15 protein-coding genes are annotated in these 22,587 nt (G+C 40.2%); 10 read left to right on the top strand and 5 right to left on the bottom strand.

All coding sequences use genetic code 11. The features are described from left to right. Window positions 1-39: 39 nt before the first annotated feature. The 3 genes from I6F44_RS08200 to I6F44_RS08190 form a co-directional block, all read right to left on the bottom strand. Window positions 40-243, bottom strand: a complete 204-nt coding sequence (locus tag I6F44_RS08200; protein ID WP_010552591.1) for a hypothetical protein — start codon at window positions 241-243, stop codon at window positions 40-42. Window positions 244-414: 171 nt separating this feature from the next. After that, window positions 415-1,902, bottom strand: coding sequence for a bifunctional 2-methylcitrate dehydratase/aconitate hydratase (locus I6F44_RS08195; protein ID WP_197117594.1), 1,488 nt, complete (start codon window positions 1,900-1,902; stop codon window positions 415-417). A gap of 22 nt (window positions 1,903-1,924) precedes the next feature. Next, complete coding sequence (locus tag I6F44_RS08190) at window positions 1,925-10,753, bottom strand: GH36-type glycosyl hydrolase domain-containing protein (protein WP_197173566.1); 8,829 nt, start codon at window positions 10,751-10,753, stop codon at window positions 1,925-1,927. A 649-nt stretch (window positions 10,754-11,402) separates the two neighbouring features. Here I6F44_RS08190 and I6F44_RS08185 point away from each other — a divergent pair. Next, a complete protein-coding gene (locus tag I6F44_RS08185; RefSeq protein ID WP_024590349.1) occupies window positions 11,403-12,140 on the top strand; it encodes a Crp/Fnr family transcriptional regulator in 738 nt (245 codons plus the stop codon). A 140-nt stretch (window positions 12,141-12,280) separates the two neighbouring features. Here I6F44_RS08185 and I6F44_RS08180 read toward each other — a convergent pair whose 3' ends face one another. Further along, complete coding sequence (locus I6F44_RS08180; protein WP_024590348.1) at window positions 12,281-12,472, bottom strand: DUF2934 domain-containing protein; 192 nt, start codon at window positions 12,470-12,472, stop codon at window positions 12,281-12,283. A 510-nt stretch (window positions 12,473-12,982) separates the two neighbouring features. Between I6F44_RS08180 and I6F44_RS08175 the strand changes: the two genes are divergently transcribed. Continuing rightward, entirely contained in the window at window positions 12,983-13,708 is a 726-nt protein-coding gene (locus I6F44_RS08175; RefSeq protein WP_197173565.1) for an HAD family hydrolase, read from the top strand. Window positions 13,709-13,891: 183 nt separating this feature from the next. On the opposite strand, the gene I6F44_RS08170 is transcribed toward I6F44_RS08175, so the two are convergent. After that, a complete protein-coding gene (locus I6F44_RS08170; RefSeq protein ID WP_101163438.1) occupies window positions 13,892-14,707 on the bottom strand; it encodes a PRC-barrel domain-containing protein in 816 nt (271 codons plus the stop codon). A 666-nt stretch (window positions 14,708-15,373) separates the two neighbouring features. On the opposite strand from I6F44_RS08170, the gene corA reads away from it, so the two are divergent. From corA to I6F44_RS08130, 8 genes are all read left to right on the top strand, one after another. Continuing rightward, window positions 15,374-16,471 (top strand): magnesium/cobalt transporter CorA, encoded by a 1,098-nt coding sequence (gene corA / locus I6F44_RS08165; RefSeq protein ID WP_225305725.1) that lies wholly within the window; start codon window positions 15,374-15,376, stop codon window positions 16,469-16,471. A 180-nt stretch (window positions 16,472-16,651) separates the two neighbouring features. Beyond that, complete coding sequence (locus I6F44_RS08160; protein WP_008168384.1) at window positions 16,652-16,891, top strand: SHOCT domain-containing protein; 240 nt, start codon at window positions 16,652-16,654, stop codon at window positions 16,889-16,891. Between the two features lie 70 nt (window positions 16,892-16,961). Next, the gene (locus I6F44_RS08155) at window positions 16,962-19,343 is read left to right on the top strand and encodes a phosphoketolase family protein (RefSeq protein ID WP_197173564.1); all 2,382 of its coding nucleotides are present in this window, start codon (window positions 16,962-16,964) and stop codon (window positions 19,341-19,343) included. Beyond that, window positions 19,343-20,800, top strand: a complete 1,458-nt coding sequence (atpD, locus tag I6F44_RS08150; RefSeq protein ID WP_197173563.1) for a F0F1 ATP synthase subunit beta — start codon at window positions 19,343-19,345, stop codon at window positions 20,798-20,800. The genes I6F44_RS08155 and atpD overlap by 1 nt, the downstream gene beginning before the upstream one ends. Then, window positions 20,775-21,167, top strand: a complete 393-nt coding sequence (locus tag I6F44_RS08145; protein ID WP_024609583.1) for a F0F1 ATP synthase subunit epsilon — start codon at window positions 20,775-20,777, stop codon at window positions 21,165-21,167. The genes atpD and I6F44_RS08145 overlap by 26 nt, the downstream gene beginning before the upstream one ends. A gap of 20 nt (window positions 21,168-21,187) precedes the next feature. Beyond that, window positions 21,188-21,559, top strand: coding sequence for an AtpZ/AtpI family protein (locus I6F44_RS08140; RefSeq protein ID WP_024609582.1), 372 nt, complete (start codon window positions 21,188-21,190; stop codon window positions 21,557-21,559). Beyond that, window positions 21,552-21,881 (top strand): ATP synthase subunit I, encoded by a 330-nt coding sequence (locus I6F44_RS08135; protein ID WP_010552604.1) that lies wholly within the window; start codon window positions 21,552-21,554, stop codon window positions 21,879-21,881. Before I6F44_RS08140 ends, I6F44_RS08135 begins: the two co-directional genes overlap by 8 nt. Beyond that, window positions 21,865-22,554 (top strand): F0F1 ATP synthase subunit A, encoded by a 690-nt coding sequence (locus tag I6F44_RS08130; protein ID WP_197173562.1) that lies wholly within the window; start codon window positions 21,865-21,867, stop codon window positions 22,552-22,554. Before I6F44_RS08135 ends, I6F44_RS08130 begins: the two co-directional genes overlap by 17 nt. Window positions 22,555-22,587 lie beyond the last annotated feature (33 nt).

Raw genomic sequence — 22,587 nt, 5'->3', positions numbered from 1 at the left:
AACTCGCCAGCTATGGAGTAATAACATAGCCACGAGCGTCTATCTTTTTACGGGGATATCATTTAATAGCTTTATGATAGCGCTGTTATTACCGAGTTTAGCTAAGTCTAACAGGTAGCTTTTTTCTAGCTCTTGCATTGACTGATCTGCTAATAATTCTTTTACCGATTGTTCTTCCCCATTTGCTATTGAAGTTTCTAAGGCTGCAAAGTTTGCAATTGAGTGTTTAATTTCATTAGTCATAATAAGTCCCGTTTGCTGTGTTTTGTTAAAGCTTAGTTTTAAAAAATATTTATATAAAACAATTGTATATTATAAGCTCGCTTTGTTAATGAGCTATTTTATTACCTAAAAATAGCTCACTTAATTAAGCGAATTGGTATTACAGTATCACCGTACATACTGCAATTTAACTTATTGAATAACAAATAAGTCCATAAAGCTGTTTACTGGCGTATTTTCAAGCTTGGCTTGATCTTTACAAAGGGTAAATATGGTTTGGCATTGTTGGGTTGCAAGGCGTGTTGCTAAATTAGATTTGAATTTAAGCTCTAATAATGGAATGCCTTCCTCACGACGACGGCGATGACCCAAAGGGTACTGAACAACCACTTCTTCTGTTTTACTACCATCGTTAAAGAAAACTTGAATTGCATTGGCAATAGAGCGTTTGTCCGCCTCTAAGTATTCAGCTGTAAAGCGTTTATCTTCTAACACCTCCATTTTGTCGCGTAGTTTATCGATGATAGGGTGCGTGTTGTGAAAGTCGTCCTCATAATGATCGCTAGTTAAGTTCCCAAATGCCAAGGGAACAGCAATCATATATTGTAAGCAATGGTCGCGGTCAGCTGCGTTGGCAAGCGGTCCTGTTTTAGAAATAATGCGTATGGCTGACTCGTGGGTGCGGATCACTATTTTCTCAATATCGTCTAAACGCGACTTTACTTGAGGGTGCAAAATAACGGAGGCTTCTGCTGCTGTTTGCGCATGAAACTCTGCTGGAAAAGAAATTTTAAACAAAATGTTTTCCATTACATATGAACCGTAACCTTGGGAGAACGAAAACGTGCGCTCCGCTTCAGGCTTTAGTGCTTGGTCTTTATTAGTTTTGGAGAAAGAGACATCATAAAACCCCCATTGCGCAGCTGTTAATGCACTGGGTATACCCATTTCACCGCGCATTGCCATATCAGCTAAATAAACTGCTCTGGAAGTTGCATCGCCCGCAGCCCAAGATTTACGAGACCCAGTGTTTGGCGCATGACGATAAGTACGCAGTGCAGAACCATCAACCCATGCTTGAGATATGGCTGCCATTATTTGCTCTCTACTGCCCCCCATCATTTTTGTGACAACAGCCGTTGAGGCTACACGCACCAATAATACATGGCATAAGCCAACACGATTAAAAGAATTTTCTAATGCGATAACGCCTTGAATTTCATGCGCCATAATCATGGCTTCAAGTACGTCTCGCATAGTCAGGGGAGGCTGTGAATTTGCGATTCTGACTTGAGACAAGTGATCGGCTACAGCTAAAATAGCACCTAAGTTATCAGAAGGGTGCCCCCATTCAGCAGCTAACCACGTATCGTTGTAATCGAGCCAGCGGATGGTACAACCAATGTCCCACGCTGCTTTAACAGGGTCGAGTATGAGCGAGGTCCCTGGTACTCGTGCGCCATTAGGAACAACGGTCCCTTTGACAATTGGACCAAGAAGTTTGGTACATTGTGAAAACTTTAAAGCGAGCAGTCCACAGCCTAAGGTATCCATTAGACAATTACGTGCAGTGTTTAGTGCTTCTGCGCTTGATACTTCAAACGTTAATACATAATCAGCGATATCCTGGATAACACTGTCGTAATCTGGGCGAGTGTTATTATCTGTATTACTACTCATTTTGTATCCTTAATTCGTTTGTTTATATTTTACTTGGTTTCAATTTATTAGAAGTCACTGAGTAAACGCTTAGGTGAACTTCATGCTTTTGCTTATCGTTTTCAAGTGGAATATAAGTTGATTCAAGCGCCATACCGTCAAGTATTAGCTCACTTTTATTATGTTTTTCATCCCCTATAATTTGCTCAATTGTAATATGGTAACAGGTGCTCTCGAAGCGATAGTCGATTGAGTAGGTGCTCCAATTCTCTGGAATACACGGTGAAATGGTTAGCTTATTTCCTGTTCGTGTTACACCTAATAAAGATTCTATTATTAGTCGGTATAACCAACCCGCTGATCCGGTATACCAAGTCCAACCGCCTCGTCCAATATGCGGATCAACGGCATAAACATCGGCGGCTACGACATAAGGTTCGCCTTTATAGGTTTCAACTTGTCCGGCGTTTTTAGCATGATTTAATGGATTGATTATATTCATCAATTCCCACGCTCTTTTTTTGTCGCCTTGTTGAGCAAATGCCATGCTTGCCCAAATAGCGGCATGCGTATACTGCCCGCCATTTTCGCGCACGCCCGGGACGTAACCTTTTATATAACCAGGGTTCATTTTTGATTTATCAAAAGGCGGATTGAGTAATTGGATTAATTTATCATCGCTATTGACCAAATGCTGATACAAAGACGACATTGCTTGCGTAGAGCGCTCATTATTAGCTGCACCAGAGAGCACTGACCAACTTTGCGCTATTGAGTCAATAGTGCACTCTGGGCTTTGTGATGAGCCCAGCGCGGTTCCGTCGTCAAACCATGCGCGACGATACCAAGCTCCGTCCCATGCGTGTTTAGCTAGGTTACCTTGTAGTTTTTGTGCTTCATCGTCACAACGAGTAGCAAACTCTATATCGCCATGTAATGCAGCAATAGGAGAAAATTCTTGTAGTATTTTATATAAAAAGAACCCCAGCCACACGCTTTCGCCTTTGCCGTGTATTCCAACAAGGCTCATACCGTCATTCCAATCTCCTGAGCCCATTAACGGTAAACCTTTTTCTCCAAAGTGTAAACCATGCTCAATTGCCAACACGCAATGCTTGTAAAGGCTCGACCTTGCTGCACTCACAGAGGGTAAGTCGTAATAGGATTCTTCGTCGTCTTTAAGGGGGCGACCTTCAATAAAGGGCATTAGCTCATCTAAAATAGTTATGTCATCAGTGCCTTTTATGTAACGACACGTAGCTAATGGTAGCCATAAATAATCGTCTGAACAGCGTGTTCTTACACCGCGCCCTGATGGTGGGTGCCACCAATGTTGCACATCACCTTCGCTATACTGACGTGTGGCGCAGTACAGTATGTGATCCCTTAGTAATGCAGGCGAAGCATGTATTAATGCCATGGCATCTTGTAACTGATCGCGAAAGCCAAACGCGCCACCACTTTGATAAAACCCACTGCGAGCCCAAAAACGACATGCTAAAGTTTGGTACACAAGCCAGCCATTTGCTAATACATTCAATGCAGGGTCGGGGGTGTTAACCTGCACACTGCCGAGTGTTTGCTGCCAAAAATCAGTGACTTTTTCGAGTGCAATGCGTGCTGTACCGGGTTTTCTGAGTTTTAAAGCAAGCGTACTTGCTTGCTCTTTATTTTGCGCAGCACCGAGCCTAAAAATAATTGTGCGCTCTTGTTCACTTTGCAGTTCAAAAGGGACTTGAATTGCACCGCACGGATCGAGTGCCGCTCCTAAGTTGCCAGATAAATGAGTACGAGTCATTGCCTGGGGGTCGTGTAATGTTTTATTGCGACCAATAAACTCGCTACGGTCTCCTGTTAGTGTTCGTGACATATCATCAACGTCAAAAAAAGCAACTCTGCCACCAAACTCTGAGTTATAGGCATTAGAGGCAACCAATGCACCGCTCTTAGCATCAATTTCTGTTACAAGGTGTAGCGCTGTTTTAGAACGAAGATCGCCAAGTACCCATTCAACATAACCTGTTGCACTTAGGCGCCTGGTAGTTAATGAGTTGTTTTTAATTTTTAATACCGAGTATTTTACGGCGTCGAGTGTATCTACATACACACAAAGAGAGGATTCGATGCCGGTTTCACTGTGCTCAAAGATACTATAACCAAAGCCATGGCGGGTTATATAGGGATTAGCCCCACGTTTTGGCATCGCACAAGGTGACCAAAATTTACCTGTATCTTCATCACGTAAATAAAAGGCTTCGCCACCAGATGAGCCTGTAGTGTCTGCACTCCACGGCGTTAAACGAAACTCATGGGCGTTTTCGCTCCACGTATAAGCAAAACCATTTTCGTCAATAACGCTGCCAAAATGTGCGTTTGCTAGCACATTAACCCAAGGCAGAGGAGTTGGATTCGCTTCGGTGGTGGTAATAATATATTCGCGACCATCTTCACTAAACCCACCCAGTCCATTATTTAAAAGTAAGTTTTCTTGAGTATTGCCAAGCGCTTGATTGATTTTGGGATGTAATGCTTGAATTGGGATTAGTCCCTTTACGTTTTTCTCTGCAAGCGTTCGACGGTTTACTTGCTCTGCCAATGTGCCACTTTGATCAATAATAATCCGCGAAACGGCTTGTAACAGTATGCGGTCTTCATTCGAAATTTGTTCTGCTGAGCGAACGAATATCCCGCCAGGGCGATCAATATAATGAGACTCAGTACCCGTTGCGATTAGCCCCATAATTTGGTCTTGCAAACCTTGTCGGTAACCAACTTGTTCTTCATTCCAAATGACTAAATCAGCGACAAGCCCTTTTAAGCGCCAATATGCATGGCATTGAATAAGTTGGCGGGCAATTTCAATATTATTACCGCTGGCTACTTTTAATAATATGATAGGTAAGTCGCCAGAAATTGAGTAGCCCCATAGTCCAGATTGTCCTCGACGATTTTGTATTAATACAGATGCGTTAGCCCGAAGAGTCGCATTGGCATACAAAATATACCCAGCCAACTGCCGGTAGAGTTGATCATCTGCTTCATTGGCGTTAATTTGGCGTAAGGTCACATCGCTATGAGTCCATGCTAAATCAAGTGCTCGATCGGTAATGTGATGATCTTGATATTTAGCAATTAGCGCAAGGCAAGCCTGTCTACTTTGTGCCATACCCGTTATTACATCGAGTGTTACTACACTGCCAGCAAGTAAAGTCACAGGGGCGCGAATAGCAACAATAGGATCAAGCACAGACCCTTGTTTAGCGTCAAGTTCGCCCATTTCTAGCATTGCTTGTGGTGAAACCAAAGAGCGACCTCTACCAATAAATTGCATGCGATCAGTTGTACAAGACAGGGTTCCGACTTTTGTTGTACTGCTATTGACGCGTGTTGAAAGTAAATGAAACATCCAAGGTGTTTTTTCATCAGCAGAGCGTGCACGACGAGTACATAAAATGGCATTGCCACATGGAAGTATTTCAGTTTGTACAAACAAATTACTAAATGACGGTTGCATAAGGTCGGCTGCAGGGTTTGCCATTACAACTTCTGCATAAGTGGTTATATCAATTGTACGGGTATCGGGTGAGTGATTACTTAAGCGTATACGACGAAGTTCAATATCGTCCTCCGGAGAGACAACGATTTCAGTGTAAGTTTCTATATGTTGATCGCTTCGGCGAAACTCAGCGCGACCTTCAGAAAATGATGCGCTATACGACTGGGCTGATTTTAGCGTTGGCTGGTGGGCTGCCGACCAAAAGTCGCCTGTGGCTGTATCTCTAATATAGACAAATGTTCCCCAATTGTCGCAAGTAGGATCCTCACGCCACCGTGTAACGGCTAAGTCGGTCCAGCGGCTGTAGCCACCTCCTGCATTTGTAAGCATTACATGGTAACGACCATTTGAAAGTAGCTGTACTTGGGGTGTTGGGGTAATGGCTGGAATAGGTGGATTAACCTTTATTTTTGCATGTTCAAATAAAGCCCCGCTCTCTGCGTATTGGTCTATATGAGGTTGGAATATAGATGTTTTAGGCACGCGCTCTTGTAGTAATAGCAAAGCTGATTGCAGTAAAGGGTCTGATTCAAAGCGTTTTTGCATAGGCTGGTCAAGTAAATGATATGCCAATGCAAGTAAGCTCATACCTTGATGGTGAGCCATAAAGGAGCGAATGACTGCGCTTTTTTGATCTCTGGATAAACGGGCAGGGGTGTAATCTATTGCCTCATACAATCCGTAATGTCCCTCAAGTCCACTATCAGCTAACAGTTGAAGATTTTCGCACGCGGCTTGTGGGTTAACCATTAATGCCAATGCAGACGCGTAGGGAGCGATGACGAGGTCTTCTGATAAGCCTCGTTTTAGCCCTAAACCCGGTACGCCAAAGGCATGATATTGAAAATTAAGAGAAGCATCTACCGTATTGTATGCCGACTCAGATATGCCCCACGGTACGTTTTGTCTTTTTCCATAATCAATTTGTCGGGTAACCGCTGCACGGCAAGTTTGTTCGAGCAATGTACCGTCGTAGCTAGGCATAACTAACATGGGCATAAGATACTCAAACATAGAGCCACTCCACGACACCAGCACCGGCTCGGCGCCAGCGCTGGTTAGTAGACGACTTAGAGCGAACCAGGTTTGCTGTGGCAATTTACCTTGTGCTATAGCAATAAAACTGGCTAAACGTGCTTCAGATGCCAGTAAATCGTAAAAACTGGTGTCACGTCGATGCTCATCTACGTTATAACCAATAGCCAATAAATGGCGAGACTCATCATATAAAAATGCATATTCCATTTGTGCAAATTCAATCGCTCTGTTGGCTAATTTGTCACATTGCGAAATGCAATCTTTGGCAAGCTGTGTACTGGCTAAAGTATGAATACGTAATGAAGAAAGCCACTGAGTTTCGTCGGATGGTAATACCGATGATAAAAGCGCATCAATTGCGTTAATAGTGTCGGGGCAACGTTTAACTAATTGCTGCATTGTCAAAATATTAGAATCAAGAAATTGCAGTTTTAAGCTAACTGGCGGATTAGTTAGTTTGAGCCATGGCGAAAATAAATAGAGTTCGTTTAGGGTACGCTGGCATTGCCTGTGTAAGTCTTGAGTCCATACTTTATGCTCTTGCGACTTTGTATCTAAATCATTAGCAGCGTCTTGCTTTATATTCTCTAACAATATTCGCGCATTATTATTGAGTGTAATTAAGTGCTGTTCAACGTCATATAGATTTGTAGGCGCAGTGATACGAACAGCGTTAAGTATTGAGCTCATGGCATTAATAGCGGTATCGATAATATTGTTTTTATTTTGCGCTGAGTCTAATTGCAATGTTTTAAACAAGTTTGCCACAATAGCCAAAGTGATACTTATGCCTTCAAACATTTGTGGGTGAACAATAGGTTTAGAAGGGAGTTCTTTTAATGCTATTTGTAAAGTTAAAAGATGACCGGCTAAGTTACCGCTATCTACTGATGAAATATAGCGCGGTGGCAAAGGTTGCAATGTTTGTGTGTCGTACCAGTTATAAAAATGCCCTTCGTGGCGCTCGAGTTTATCGAGGGTATTAAAGCAATCTTGCGTGCGTTGAATTAAATCACTTTGTACAATAAAACCAAAATCATAGGCGCTAACGTTAGCCAGTAAAGACAGACCAATATTAGTAGGCGATGTACGGTGCGCAATAACAGGACCGGCTTCCTCTTGATAGTTATCGGGAATTAACCAATGATCGTCTGCAGTGTTAAAGTGGTCGAAAAAAGCCCATGTTTTACGGGCAATAGTTTGTAAAAATAATTGTTGCTTGTCGCTCAGTGGCGCTAAATTATCGAGTTTAGGCTCACTAAACCACCATGTTATAGCCGGTGATAAAAGCCATAATAAAAGTAGAGGAAATACAGCTAATATATTTGTAAAAGTTAAGTGTAAAGGGGCAAAGTAAAGTAGCGAAGCGATTAAAGTAATCGCAATAAATGGCGCAGTCCACATAGTGTAATAACTATTTATTAAGGCATTTACTACATGATTAGATTTATGATCTGTGACATGCCACTCTAATAAACGACGTTGAGTAAACAGCATTCGACCCGCACTACGTAATATTGCGGTTAAGTTAAACACAGCCTCAAAAGGTAAACATGCTAAACGAAAACCGATTTGAATAAGTTGACGAACAAAGCACTGTAAAACATCATGCAAATGATGGGACATCAGCATTTCTGCGGGTTTGCGCATCGACGAAATTAGCGCGCTCAGCAATGGCGGTAATAAATAAATAGCACTTATGGCAAGGGTCCATTTCAATGGATTAGCTGCTGTAAACCAACCTACCGTAAGTAATAAAAAGATTGCGAGTGGTTCGACACTTCGACGTAAATTATCAAGAATTTTCCAACGTGATAAAGGTGACAAAGGATTTTGACATTTATCGCTTCGAGTGTTTAAAACACGAGGAAGTAACCAGCGCACAATTTGCCAATCTCCTCTGATCCAGCGCTCACGCCGACACATATCAGTGTTGTAACGTGTAGGGTATTCTTCGTACAAGTGCACATCACTAATCAACCCCGAGCGAGCATAGCAACCTTCGAGTAAATCATGGCTGAGTATTTGGTTTTGTGGTAAACGGTTACCAAGTGTTTGTTCAAATGCATCTATATCGTATATACCTTTACCGATAAATGAGCCTTGTGAAAAGAGGTCTTGGTATACATCGGATATTGAACGCGTATATGGGTCGATACCCGGTTCTTCACCAAATAATTGCGAGTAACGAGAAGGGTTATGTCCCGATAGACTTGCTGCCATACGTGGTTGTAAAATGCCGTAGCCGCCTACAATACATTGTCTTTTTTCATCAAATCTTGGTTGATTTAAAGGGTGCGCCATGGTCGCAACTAACTGACGGGCACAATCTCGTGGAAGTTGTGTATCGGTATCTAAAGTAATGACATATTTAACTTTTTGTATAGCGTTAATATCACCGACGATAAGTTCAAATGCATGTTCTATTGGGTTTCGAAGTAGTGCGTTTAGATCTGATAATTTTCCGCGTTTACGTTCAAACCCCATCCAAATTTGCTCTTTTGGATTCCAGGTTCGTGGGCGATGCAGTAAAAAAAAGCGACTTTCTTGCTGTAAAAGAGAAGGCTCTGCATATTTGGCATTAAGGTTTTCTATACCAAGGCGTACTTGCGATAGCAACGCTTCGTCTGTGGGGAGTGTTTGTTGCTCTGCATCAGTAAAGTCGGTCAGTAGAGCAAAGTGTATATGTTGATCGCGATTACCTAAAAATCTAACTTCGAGTACTTCTAATAACTGCTCAATACCGATAGAGCTGGTAAGCATTGTAGGGATTACTACGAATGTTTTATTTTGCGCTGGCAACCCTTTTGAATAGTCCATTCTGGGTAATCGTTGTGGGTCGACTAGCAAGGTAACTATCCAGTTTACAAGTGCTGAGGCTAATTGACTTGCTCCGAATAAAGTTAAAATTATTAAAAGAATAAACTGCCAGTGAGGTATGTTATCAGGAACGACCATAGCCATAAAAGAGGCACTAATTAGGGTTGTTAAGGATATAATTGCTCCTAAATAAAGTATTAATGTTATACGCTTGGCTTGCGAAAATAACGTTTTCAAAATAGACGTTTTTACTGTTATGAGCTGCTTTAATTGCGTAATACCTTTATCAATTAAATAGTAGCCTACATGGTTAGGCGCAAGCGTTGTGGTTGATACTGTTTGGGCTTGAGCAGCCTGCTGGGCTAATTTTATTGCTTTTTTAGCTATATCGACTTCTGACAATGAGCTTCGCTTAGCGAGTTGATCTATGATTTTTCTGTAACTATCTCGCGTGATAAAGTCCATATAACCATACACACCCTCTATATCTTGGCGCAAAATGTGTTCTACAGCGCTATGATCTTCTACAAAATCCGCCCAGTTCATCGCGGTCAACCAGCGTAAGCTACTAATGTTATTGCTAATTGAGACTTGATCAGCGGCTTGTTGCTGATTCTCTTTTTGTACTAGTTGCTCTATGGTTAAACTCGAATCAGCTAGTTGTTGTTCAATCCAAGTAAGGGGAAGTGCTAATGCCGAACCATGCCCTTGTAATAAACGAGTTAGCTCTGCTACAAAAGCGCTTTCCATAGGAGGCTTTGAGCGTGCCATGTCGGCAATAACTAAAATTAAACTATTAGGGTCTTGCTCAGCAATTTCTAACATTTGATTAGCCCACTGTTGGGCTAGATTTAGGTGCTGGCGTGCGATTATGATACGTGTACTTACGCGTTGTAGGTTTTCAATTAAGGCTAACCTTAGCATAATTGGAATGGCCCAGAGTTCACCAAGGTTAAGCGTTGTTACTGTTTGATACGCGGCTAAAAATTGCGCTAGAATTTCGCTATCTACACGCCCGTCGCCATGGGAAATTACATTTAACGCAATATCATAAACTCGGGGCATACCTAAAGAGGCACCTTGCTCTAAACGTGGCAGTTCCTGACTATAGTGCTTAGGTAAATGAAGCCGAGCGGTACGAATTTGCTCTTCAATAAGATAAAAATTATCGAGTAACCACTCACCAGAGGGCACTATAGGCTGCTTTGCTTTAACGGCAATGGTTAATAAACTATTGGCTTTAATCAGTACTTTTTCGTTTTCGTCTAGGCGCTCAAGTAGCTGATCTTGAGTGTTTTTAGCATCTAAAATATGACTTTTTGCTAGTGATTTTGCATGTTTTTCCATTTGTTCAGCACTTAAGAGCTCTGATCGAATGGGGATTTGTTCTTTTTGGGGAGCTGATTTAAGCCAAGGGAAAAATGGCGAAAGGATGTTGATAAGCTTATTTTTATTCATCGTGGTAAATACTTGAGACTAAACGTCGTAGTGAAGATATTGACGGTTAAATTTATCACTGGATTTAAAAAAAGATGTTTTAAATTATTTTGGTTATTAGAGGTGAGCAAGTAATCATTAAAAATATTCATAAAGTTTATCTTATTGTTGAATACATACATCAACATATAACAAGCTTCGTTAAGGGTCGGTTCGTCAACACACATAGTCTAATAGTAGAGTTCTATTTTGTGTTTTATAACAGTGAGTTGTCGCCATGTTATGGTGTGGATTATCTTTAAATTTCATCAACCATTATGCATATATATCAACTAAAGGCAGATAAATTTAGACTATGTGTGTTAGCGTACATATTCGCCTTGTTATATTGAGTATCTTATTATTTCAGTGAAGTACAGCTGGGAGTGTCGGCTTATATTTAAAGTGAATAAACGTATATAAAATAATTAAAGGCACCTTAAAATTCTTTAATAAAAATAGAACAATTTTTATTATCAAAAAGCAACGACCTTTCATTTCTAGCGCCTAATAACTGTATAAACAAATCCGAGTTTATTATTAAAATATCCTGACTTACATGCTTTCAAAGCCATTACTTTTAGGTTTTATTAGTTATAAGTTGGGCATATAAAAAGGAAATTCACATTAGATGGGTCAATTGAAGAACAAACTGCTTAATGCTTTATCTACTGACGCACAACACCGCATGTTTCCGCTTTTAAAGCGAGTCAATTTATCCCTTGGAGAAGTTATTTATGAAACAAGTGAAAAGCTCGATTACGTTTATTTTCCAATAGATAGTATTGTTTCATTATTGTATGTGATGATTGATGGCTCATCTGCTGAAATATCAGTTATCGGTAATGAAGGGGTGGTAGGTATAGCTGTATTTATGGGGGGAGAAAGCACTCCTAACCGGGCTATTGTGCAAAGTGCTGGTACTGCTTATCGCTTACCCGCTTGTGAATTACGCAGGCAATTTAATAGCGAGCCTGATATGCGTATGCTCATGTTACGTTACACGCAATCATTAATTACCCAAACAGCGCAAACCGCAGTTTGTAATCGTCATCATAGTATAGTGCAACAACTAAGCCGCTGGCTTTTACTATCGATTGACCGTTTACCGAGTAACAATTTAATAATGACTCAAGAGCTAATAGCAAATATGTTAGGCGTAAGACGTGAGGGAGTAACTGAGGCCGCTGGTAAACTACAAAAGCTGGGTATTATCACTTATAAACGTGGTCATATTAGTGTGATAGACCGACCTCAATTAGAGTCTCAGTCTTGCGAGTGCTATGAGGTTGTAAAAAGAGAAACAGACAGGTTGGAGTCTTATATGGAAAAAAAACCTAACGTTAGAAAACTATCCATTATCAGTTAATATATTTTGGTATCTAATAAGTTTATTTACATAAAAATGAAATCCGGTAATAGCTTCAAAACAGCCCAGCAAGTTGCTCATTGAGCCTGGGCTTTAAAATTTGTGTATGTTCTGCTGTTAGTGGGCTTTTTACATTTAACCTACTTGGGTAGTTGTCCGTCTACTTCCTTTTCAGCCTCAAGCCAATCATTTAAGTGATTGTCACCGGTAAAGTCACGATCACTCGCTAATGAGTAAGCTTTAGCTTCAATCATGTCATGTCGGCTGAGACCTTCTTTATTCAAATTAGGTTTAGTTTTTGATACTGAATTACTTGAGATGTTATTACTCATGTGATTATTCCTAAAATATTACTCGATAAAATAAAAAACTTAATACCAAATTAAAACATTGAGTGTAGTTACATTATTCTCAATCTTAAGTGGAATGTAAGCTCGATTTATCATAGTAATACCAATGTGCAATAATACTTGATCAATTTGAGGGCATAAACCTGACGCTAACTGTGTTAAAAATTTCTGCCTTGTTATCGACACGGTTTTCTTACCTCAAAATAGCTCACTTAATTAAGCAAATTGGTATAAAAGCAGTACTACGTATAGCTTAAAAGACTATTCTACAATTTGTATGACCGCTTTATCCTAATGGCTTTGCAATTTTGAGTCTGTGCCACAGCGAACATAAATCACCCATTATCTGTATTTATAGTAATTTTGAGAAGGTAACGAGCGTTGAATATATGAGCTTTAATAATCATTGTTTGGCGCGATACCGTACAGAGTCAATATTAATAAACTCATATAATAAAATATAAAGTACTTAAATTATTTTAAGGACAGCGCGTGCAAACAGTTCCCGATATCGTATTTTTACTAGATGTTGATAATACATTGCTCGATAGCGATACTATTTTAAGCCATTTGAAAGATTTTTTAGAAGGTGAATTTGGTTGTGAAAATAGTGACCATTACTGGTCTATTTTTGAAAAACTTCGTAAAGAACTCGGTTATGCCGACTATTTGGGCGCACTACAGTGTTATCGAATGGAACATTCTGATGATCCGAGACTGCATCTGATTTCTTCTTTTTTAATTAATTATCCATATAAAGAAAGGCTTTATCCTAACGCACTTGCTGTGATTGAACATTTACAACAATTTGGCCCCACCGTTATTTTGTCTGATGGCGATATTGTATTACAACCACTTAAAATTTTACGCTCCGGTTTATGGGATGCAATGGAGGGAAGGGTGTTGATATATGTTCACAAAGAGCAAATGCTTGCAGCAATAAAAGAGCAGTACCCCGCTAAACATTATGTAATGGTAGATGATAAGTTACGTATTTTAGCTGCTATGAAAGCGCAGTGGAAAAATGATTTAACAACTATATTTCCACGTCAAGGACATTATGCCCACGATATTAAGCAGCTACTTACCTATCGAAAGGCGGATACGAGTATTGATAGTATAAGTGATTTACTCAACTACGGTTTTTCTTATAAAGTGGATTTAATTGAATACAATTTAAATTCAAATAAAAAATTGTTTTATATTGATGTGTATTGATGTGTATTGATGTGTATTGCTCTTATTTTATTTGAATTTTACCTGAGTTTTACAAGTAGCATTGGAGGAAATGTTTTTAAGTATAAAAGCAAATATCGTCCTTGAATATTTGCTTGGTAAGAGTGTTATAAAAGGCAGATTAAGACACGCTTGTTTTGGAATTTGTGCCTGTTTTAACTTTGTTTATTTTACTGTTTTAGCAATTTTCTCCCAATATGCAGCAAGTTCATAGTGATGAAAAACAGCTGCTTCAAAGTCCTGAGTTATCTCTTTATTTGACTCATATACCGGCGCATCTTTTATCGCTTTACGAACTAAATCAGTTGAAATTGAGTTGTCGAGCCATTGCACTTCGTAAATCCATGCTGACGGGATAAGTGCTTGATGTCCTCCCCACCAATTGCTCGTCTCAACAATTAGGTAACGAACCGCCCATGTATTTTCTTCAACTAAAAATCCTGATACATGGCCAATGTCTCCGTCTTTAGCGTGTATGTTATAGCCAATAATAGCTTTGCAACTACGAAGATTAGGATCCCCTTTTTGATCATGCTGACTTTTTATACTTTTATGAATTAGATTTGCGCTGCGGGCACCTTCGACACTATGTTCAAAAATGTCATTGCCAGGATATAAGGAGTAGGGATATATCCCGCTTCCCCAAAAATTAGTACCGATCCAGTAATACGGGTATCCATAGTAGTTTAGGTAATCCATTTCATGTTGTCGTGAAACGGGTTTATTAGTATCAATACCAGGACTATTTTTAACTTGGTCTTTACTGATTAAAACAGGGAAAATCTTTTCATCCCAATTTGGGTTTTGCACCGCAATAGGGGAAATTAAAACTTTGCGACTCGATAGCCACGTGCCTGTTTCTACAACAAAATAACGTATCACCCATGCTAGGTCATCAAACAAAAAATCTTTTTCTTTGCCTACAATACCGTCACTAGCAGCGATTGCACAACCTTCTAAGTCTTTCATACTACGTAACATAATAACGATCCTTTTTAGTGGGTTATTTGCATTTGTAATGCATTATTTTTGCAGTTTTTAACGCGCTTTTGCTTATCAAGTGCTTTCTTCTTATTTAGGGCACGTTTATCTTTTGAGGTTAAACATGCGCAGCCCTTTGGGTTAATTCTAGAGCGTGAGCTGGATGCGGAAGCTTTGCTCGGTTTTTACCGAGCCCGCTAGGTTGCAAACCTTGCGCCGCGATTAAATAGCCCCTAGATAGAACAAATTTCTATCTTAAAAGGTCAACAGACCCTAATGCTTATCTATAAAAAACCATGCTTTTATAAGCTGTAAAGTACAAACGATAAGTAGATTAATATTTCCAGTTTCGGCTTTTGAAAAACAAAGGTCTGTGCGCTGACGAACAAGCAATGTTATTTTTCATTGATTTTTAGGTAACGCTATAACAAGAATAATTAGAACGTGCGAAGTGTATTTTTAAAACTGACATTATATTTGAGTGTTAGCGCACGGACTCTATGCTTATTTTTGAGTAGCGTGGCTTTGTGACTGACTTTTATTCGCGCTGTAAGTGTTGATAATACTCACTTTATTCAGCTAACTTTAAATAAAGTAATCGAGCATATAATGTTAATACATAATAAAAAGAGAAAGTTGGGTACTCCAGCATTGGGGCTATATAATGTGCGCAAGTCGAGAAAACATAAATATAACACTATTTCTGGGCCGTCACCCAAAGTTGAATACGTTGCTGGTGTTTTAGCGCCAACAAGATCAAACAATGCTGTTATACGTTATATAGATTATTCAGCTAGCCGTATAGAAGCCAAAGAGGTTAGTGATATTGATGAGTTTTTAAAAACTCCTCAACCCGAGTGGGCAACAGTGAGGTGGATCCACGTGAGTAATACAGACTCTTATATTGTTGGTTTACTTCAACATCATTTCGCATTTCATACGCTCACCGCAGAAGATATTTTACATGTACCTCAGCGACCTCGTATCGAATTTTTTGACGATCATTTATTTGTTGTATTAAGCATGTTGAAGCTAGAGACGCATGAGCCCAATAATACAATCCTTGATATTGAGCAAGTTAGCTTACTTTTATATGACAATGTTTTACTGAGTTTTCAAGAAAAACCAGGAGACGTGTGGCAATCCGTTCGCGGTCGTTTGCATACAGAAAATCGTCGTATTCGCAAAAATGGTACTGGTTATTTACTTTATGCATTACTTGATGAACTGGTTGATAAATGTTTTCCGGTACTTGAACAATATGGCGATATCCTTGAGGAACTTGAAGTAACAACACTTGAAAATCCAACTCCCCACGTACTGCATCATATCCATAGTATTAAACGAGAATTGGCATTATTAAGAAGAATTGTTTGGCCTATGCGAGAGGTTATCGACCATTTGTATCGCGAGGAAGGAGGCAGAATAGATGACTCTACGCGCCCTTACCTTAGAGATGTGTATGAGCATAATATTCAAATTGTTGAAATTATTGAGTCATACCGTGAAATGGTAAGCGGTTTAAGTGAGCTATACATGTCAGCTATTTCAAATCGTATGAATGAAATTATGAAAGTGCTTACTATTATATCTTCTGTTTTTATACCGTTAACATTTATAGCTGGAATTTATGGAATGAACTTTAAATACATGCCAGAGCTAAACTGGACTTGGGCATATCCCGTTTTGTGGTGTGTTTTTATTTTGATAACGGCAGCAATGATATTTATTTTTTGGCGTAAAGGTTGGCTTAATAGAAATTAACTTTAATAGAAACAAAATTTAATAGAAACAGCAAGTAAATGCTCAATAAAACAACTGCTTATGATTAACAATAATAAATGCGTACGCTAGCGAACAGAACCAATAATATCACTCACTTACACTCATTGTATTAATTGGGGTGTAAGTGTTTTGCGCTCCATATATTAAGTGGAGATTAAAATGGGTCATGAATTTTGGAGTGAGTGGTACTCAGGTTGGGGTTGGTTTTTATGGTTTGGTATGTGGTTATTGCTCATATCGAGTTTAAGCCATTGGGGTTATAGCTACCGAACTCATAGACGCTATGGGTTAGAGTCTAATAAAACAGCAATTGATATTCTTAATGAAAGATACGCCAGCGGCGATATTGACAAAAAAGAGTTCGAGCAAAAAAAACAGGACATAACTACCACTGCGTAGTTAGTGCGCTGGCTAATCATCGCCATGCTCTTATATTGAGCATGGCTTAAGCATTTTTGGATGCGACAAGATGGAAACCCTGCATATGATTCTTCCTTCATTAACATCAAAAGAATTAGAGTTAATTGACGCATACTGGCGTGCCACAAATTACCTGTCGGTAGGTCAAATTTATTTATGCGATAACCCACTTTTAGAGCGCCCACTGGTACTAAGTGATATTAAAAAAATGTTGCTTGGGCACTGGGGAACAACACCCGGGCAAAATTTTATTTATGCGCATTTAAATCGCGTTATTAAAATACACGATCTAAATATGATTTATGTATCTGGCCCAGGGCATGGCGGGCAAGCTATGGTTGCTAATACTTATCTTGAGGGCACCTACAGTGAAATTTACCCTGATATAAGCCAAGATAAAGCAGGTATGCAAAAACTGTTTTTGCAGTTTTCGTTTCCCGGTGGCATTGCTAGTCATGTGTCGCCCGAATGTCCGGGCTCGATTCATGAAGGTGGCGAGCTGGGCTATTCTTTGAGTCATTCGTTTGGAGCTGTATTTGATAACCCTGACTTAATAGTTGCTTGTGTGGTGGGTGATGGTGAGGCAGAAACAGGGCCTATTGCAACTGCATGGCATTCTAATAAGTTTCTTAATCCTATCAGTGACGGTGCTGTTCTCCCTATATTGCATTTGAATGGGTATAAAATTGCGAATCCTACCGTTTTAGCACGTATTACCCATGAAGAATTAGAGCAATTAATGTTCGGTTATGGCTGGAGCCCTATTTTTGTTGAAGGGCATGAGCCTGAGCTAATGCATCAGGCTATGGCTAAAGCACTTGATGTCGCAATACATCAAATAAAAAAAATAAAAAAAGAGGCTCTCGATAATAACGATCCAACTCGTCCACGTTGGCCAATGATTATCCTCATTTCACCTAAAGGGTGGACGGGTCCAAAGCTCGTAGATGGTTTTCAGATAGAGGGAACATCGCGTGCGCATCAGGTTCCTATTTCTAGCCCATCAGCTCATCCAGATCATTTGCAATTATTAGAAAGCTGGCTGCGTAGCTATCATCCAGAAACACTTTTCGATTCACAAGGGCGTTTATTACCAGAGCTTGCTGAATTGGCCCCAACGGGGAATCGCCGTATGGGAGCAAATCCTCATGCGAATGGTGGGTTGCTGCTAGAAGATTTACATATGCCTGATTTTCGCGATTATGCTTGCGAAGTAACCTCTCCCGGTATACGCGGAATTGGTGATACCAGAGTTTTAGGTCCATTTTTGAGAGATATAGTTGAGCTTAATGACGAGCAACGTAATTTTAGAGTATTTGGACCCGACGAAACGGTATCCAATGGTTTAGGTGCACTGTTAGAGGTAACCGATAGACAGTGGAATGCAGGAACCCATAGCAACGATGAGCAGCTTGCGCCCAGTGGCAGAGTAATGGAAATGCTGAGTGAACATCAATGCGAAGGTTGGCTTGAAGGATATTTATTAACCGGTCGCCATGGTTTGTTTAATAGTTATGAAGCGTTTATTCATATTATTGACTCGATGTTTAATCAACATGCTAAATGGTTAAAAGTGACGGCAGGTTTACCATGGCGTAAAAAAATCGCTTCACTTAATTATTTACTGGCATCGCATGTATGGCGACAAGATCACAACGGTTTTACCCATCAAGATCCGGGTTTTATCGATCATGTTATTAATAAAAAAGCGGAAATTGTGCGCGTTTATTTACCGCCTGATGCTAACTGCTTGCTGTCGGTAATGGATCATTGTTTGCGAAGTCGTCATTACGTTAATGTCGTTATTGCAGGCAAACATCCTGCGCCGCAATGGTTAGATATGGTGGCAGCTGTTAAACATTGCGAGGCAGGGATTGGCATTTGGCAATGGGCGGGTAATAGCGTAGATGCAACACCTGATGTGGTGATGGCTTGTTGTGGTGACGTACCAACATTGGAAACGATGGCAGCCGTTATGATTTTACGCGAGTATTTTAGCAACCTTAAAATTCGGGTTGTTAATGTGGTTGATTTGATGCGTTTACAGCCTAATACCGAACATCCTCACGGGTTAATTGCAGAGGATTTTGACACTCTGTTTACTATTAATAAGCCGGTTATTTTTGCATTTCATGGCTACCCAACGCTTATTCATAGGCTTACGTACAAGCGTAATAATCATCATAATATTCATGTTCGCGGGTATAAAGAAGAAGGCACTATTACAACTGCTTTTGATATGACGGTATTAAACGAGATTGATCGTTTTCATTTAGTGTTAGACACACTGGAACGCCTGCCAAACTTGGGTACAAAAAGAGACGCACTAAAAAAACAGCTTGAAGAAAAGCTTGTTGAGCATAAAAAATATATTAATAAGCATGGACAAGATCTCCCTGAAATTCGTAATTGGCAGTGGCAGGCGCATTAATGAATTTTGTAGCTCAATCCACGATTAGTAAATTTGAAAATTTCGGTACAATTACCGCTATACGCGGCAGCGTAATTGACGTGCGTTTTGACACAAAGCTACCTGCGATTAATTCAATGCTTAGTGCTGGCGAAAATAAACAGTGTATTTTTGAAGTGCTAGAGCAGCGCAATGAGCATCATGTAAGAGCTATTGCGCTCACGCCTACACAAGGACTTGCGCGTGGCATGGAAGTTGTTGACAGTGGCGGACCGTTACTTACCCCTGTTGGTAAAGGAACCTTATCGAGAATGTTTGATGTGTTTGGTAACACGCTTGATGGCGGTGGTGAGCTTAAAGATGTTCAGTGGCGCTCTGTACATAATAAGCCAGTGCCATTAACCGAACGGTCAACCCAATCAGAGATTTTTGAAACCGGTATAAAAGTAATTGATCTGCTGGTGCCGTTAGAACGTGGTGGCAAAGCGGGATTGTTTGGCGGTGCAGGTGTTGGCAAAACAGTGTTATTGACTGAAATGATTCACAATATGGTGGGCAAGCACAAAGGTGTTAGCCTATTTTGTGGCATAGGTGAGCGTTGCCGTGAAGGCGAAGAGCTTTATCGCGAAATGAAAGACGCGGGCGTTTTGCCAAACATGGCGATGATTTTTGGGCAAATGAACGAGCCACCAGGGAGTCGTTTTAGGGTGGGGCATGCAGCTTTAACTATGGCTGAGTATTTTCGTGATGATGAGCAGCGAGATGTGCTGTTGCTAATCGACAATATATTTCGTTTTATTCAGGCAGGCTCTGAGGTATCGGGCTTAATGGGGCAAATGCCTTCAAGGCTTGGTTATCAGCCTACTATGGGCACAGAGCTTGCTGGGTTAGAAGAGCGAATTGCCAATACACAAAATGGTGCTATTACTTCTATTCAAGCGGTGTATGTACCTGCCGATGATTTTACCGATCCGGCCGCAGTTCATACATTTTCGCATTTATCGGCTTCTATTGTGCTCTCTCGTAAACGCGCAAGCGAAGGATTATTTCCGGCTATAGATCCCCTGCAATCTAATTCAAAAATGGCGAGCCCCGGGGTTGTGGGAGAGCGCCACTACTTACTTGCACAAAAGGTACGTAGCACCTTAGCGCAATACAATGAACTCAAAGATATTATTGCTATGTTAGGGCTTGAACAGTTATCAGTTGAGGACCGCAACATTGTTGGACGCGCAAGGCGTTTAGAGCGTTTTCTTACTCAGCCATTTTTTACAACAGAGCAATTTACTAGTTATAAAGGCAAACTTGTTAGCCTTGATGATGCGCTAGATGGGTGTGAACGCATTTTAAATGATGAATTTAAAAACGTGCCAGAGAGTGCACTTTATATGATAGGTGCCATAAGTGAGGTCAGAATAAAATCCACAGTAAATAATAATGAGGATACAAGCGGTGACGCAAACTCAGATACACCTTAAATTATTGCTGCCGTATGAGATATTTTTCGACAGGCATGATGTGACTCATGTTGTTGCCGAAACAAGCGAAGGATCGTACGGATTTTTACCCAATCGCCTTGACTGTATTGCGCCTCTAACCCCAGGTATTTTGACATTTAATTGCGAAAAAGACGGTGAGATATTTGTAGCCGTAGATGAGGGCGTATTAATTAAAACAGGAAACACTGTGCTGGTATCGGTGCGAAGTGCCATATTAGGTACTGATCTGGCAACACTTCGCAGCGCTGTAGATAAAGAGTTTTTGGCACTCAATGAACAAGCACAACAAGTAAGAACAGTGATGGCTAAATTAGAAAGTAGCTTTTTAAATCGTTTTCGACTTTAACCACTAAAAGCTATTTATTTATGACAAACAAAAAAGACGACCTAGGTTCAAAAGACTCACAAAGCAGTTCATCAACACTTGCAGAACAAGTAGAAATAAAAGCCCAGCGTAAGCTAAAAGCAAGGCTTAACTCTCATCAAAAAATATGGTTTGGTTTAGGAATGATGGGCCTCATTGGTTGGTCGGTTGCAGTGCCTACCATACTTGGTGCAAGTTTAGGTGTGTATATAGATTCGCATTATGAAAGCGATCATTCATGGACATTGGCTTTATTGGTTGCGGGTTTAGCACTTGGGTGCTTTAACGCGTGGCACTGGATGAGCAAAGAAGACAGCGCGATACATCAAGATCAACACGGTGATAATCAGCAAAAGGATGACGAAGATGCATGAGCTAGTCGGCGTATTAATTATTGTTAGTGTAGGTCTAATGCTTGGTGCCTTATTTTTTGGTGGCCTATGGTGGACGGTGCAAAAAAGTATGGTATCGACTCACCCAGCGCTATGGGTTGTGCTGAGTTTATTTATACGCATGGGAATTACTTTAAGTGGCTTTTATAGTGTGATGACGAGTGACTTATTATCAAGATCTTGGTTGCAATTACCACTGTGTTTATTTAGCTTTTTGATAGCCCGTTTTATTACCACTTATGTTACCCGTACTGCATCAACCTCTCATTTAGCAAAGGTGACACATCATGCACCTGAGTCCTGATACGGTTATTTATTGGCAAAATGGTTTTTTAAAACTCAATGCAACCATCGTTTTCACTTGGGTTTTAATGTTGGTTTTGGTGATTAGTTCGATATTGATAACCCGTAAGCTTTCAACCACGTTAAAGCGTTCTCGTTGGCAAAATTTTTTAGAAATTATAGTAACGGGGATCACACAACAAATTGAAGACGTAGGCTTGAATGACGCTAAAAAATACCTTGGCTTTTTAGGCACACTGTTTTTATTTTTAGTAACCGCGAGCATGTTTACCATTGTTCCGGGTTATGAGCCACCCACGGCATCGTTATCGACTACAGCAGCACTGGCGCTCACCGTATTTATTGCAGTGCCTTTATTTGGTATCAGTGAACAAGGGCTTGGCAATTACTTAAAATCTTATATGGCTCCTACTTTTATTATGTTGCCATTTAATATTATTAGCGAATTATCACGGACACTTGCTCTGGCTGTGCGGTTATTTGGCAACATGATGAGCGGGGCAATGATCATTGGCATTTTGTTAACCATTACACCCTTTATATTCCCAATCGTAATGACGGCACTGGGTTTGCTTACAGGCTTAGTACAGGCTTATATTTTTACTATTTTAGCCGCCGTTTATATTGCTGCGGCTACGCGCTCAGTAAAATCAGCCAAACAACGAGTTAATTAATCACGTATTTCTACACATCATACTTGGAGAGAA

Source organism: Pseudoalteromonas sp. NZS11_1, assembly GCF_015864275.1.
Lineage (GTDB): Bacteria > Pseudomonadota > Gammaproteobacteria > Enterobacterales > Alteromonadaceae > Pseudoalteromonas > Pseudoalteromonas arctica.
Note: the sequence above shows the minus strand (reverse complement) of the source record. Positions and strands in the feature narration are given on the sequence as shown.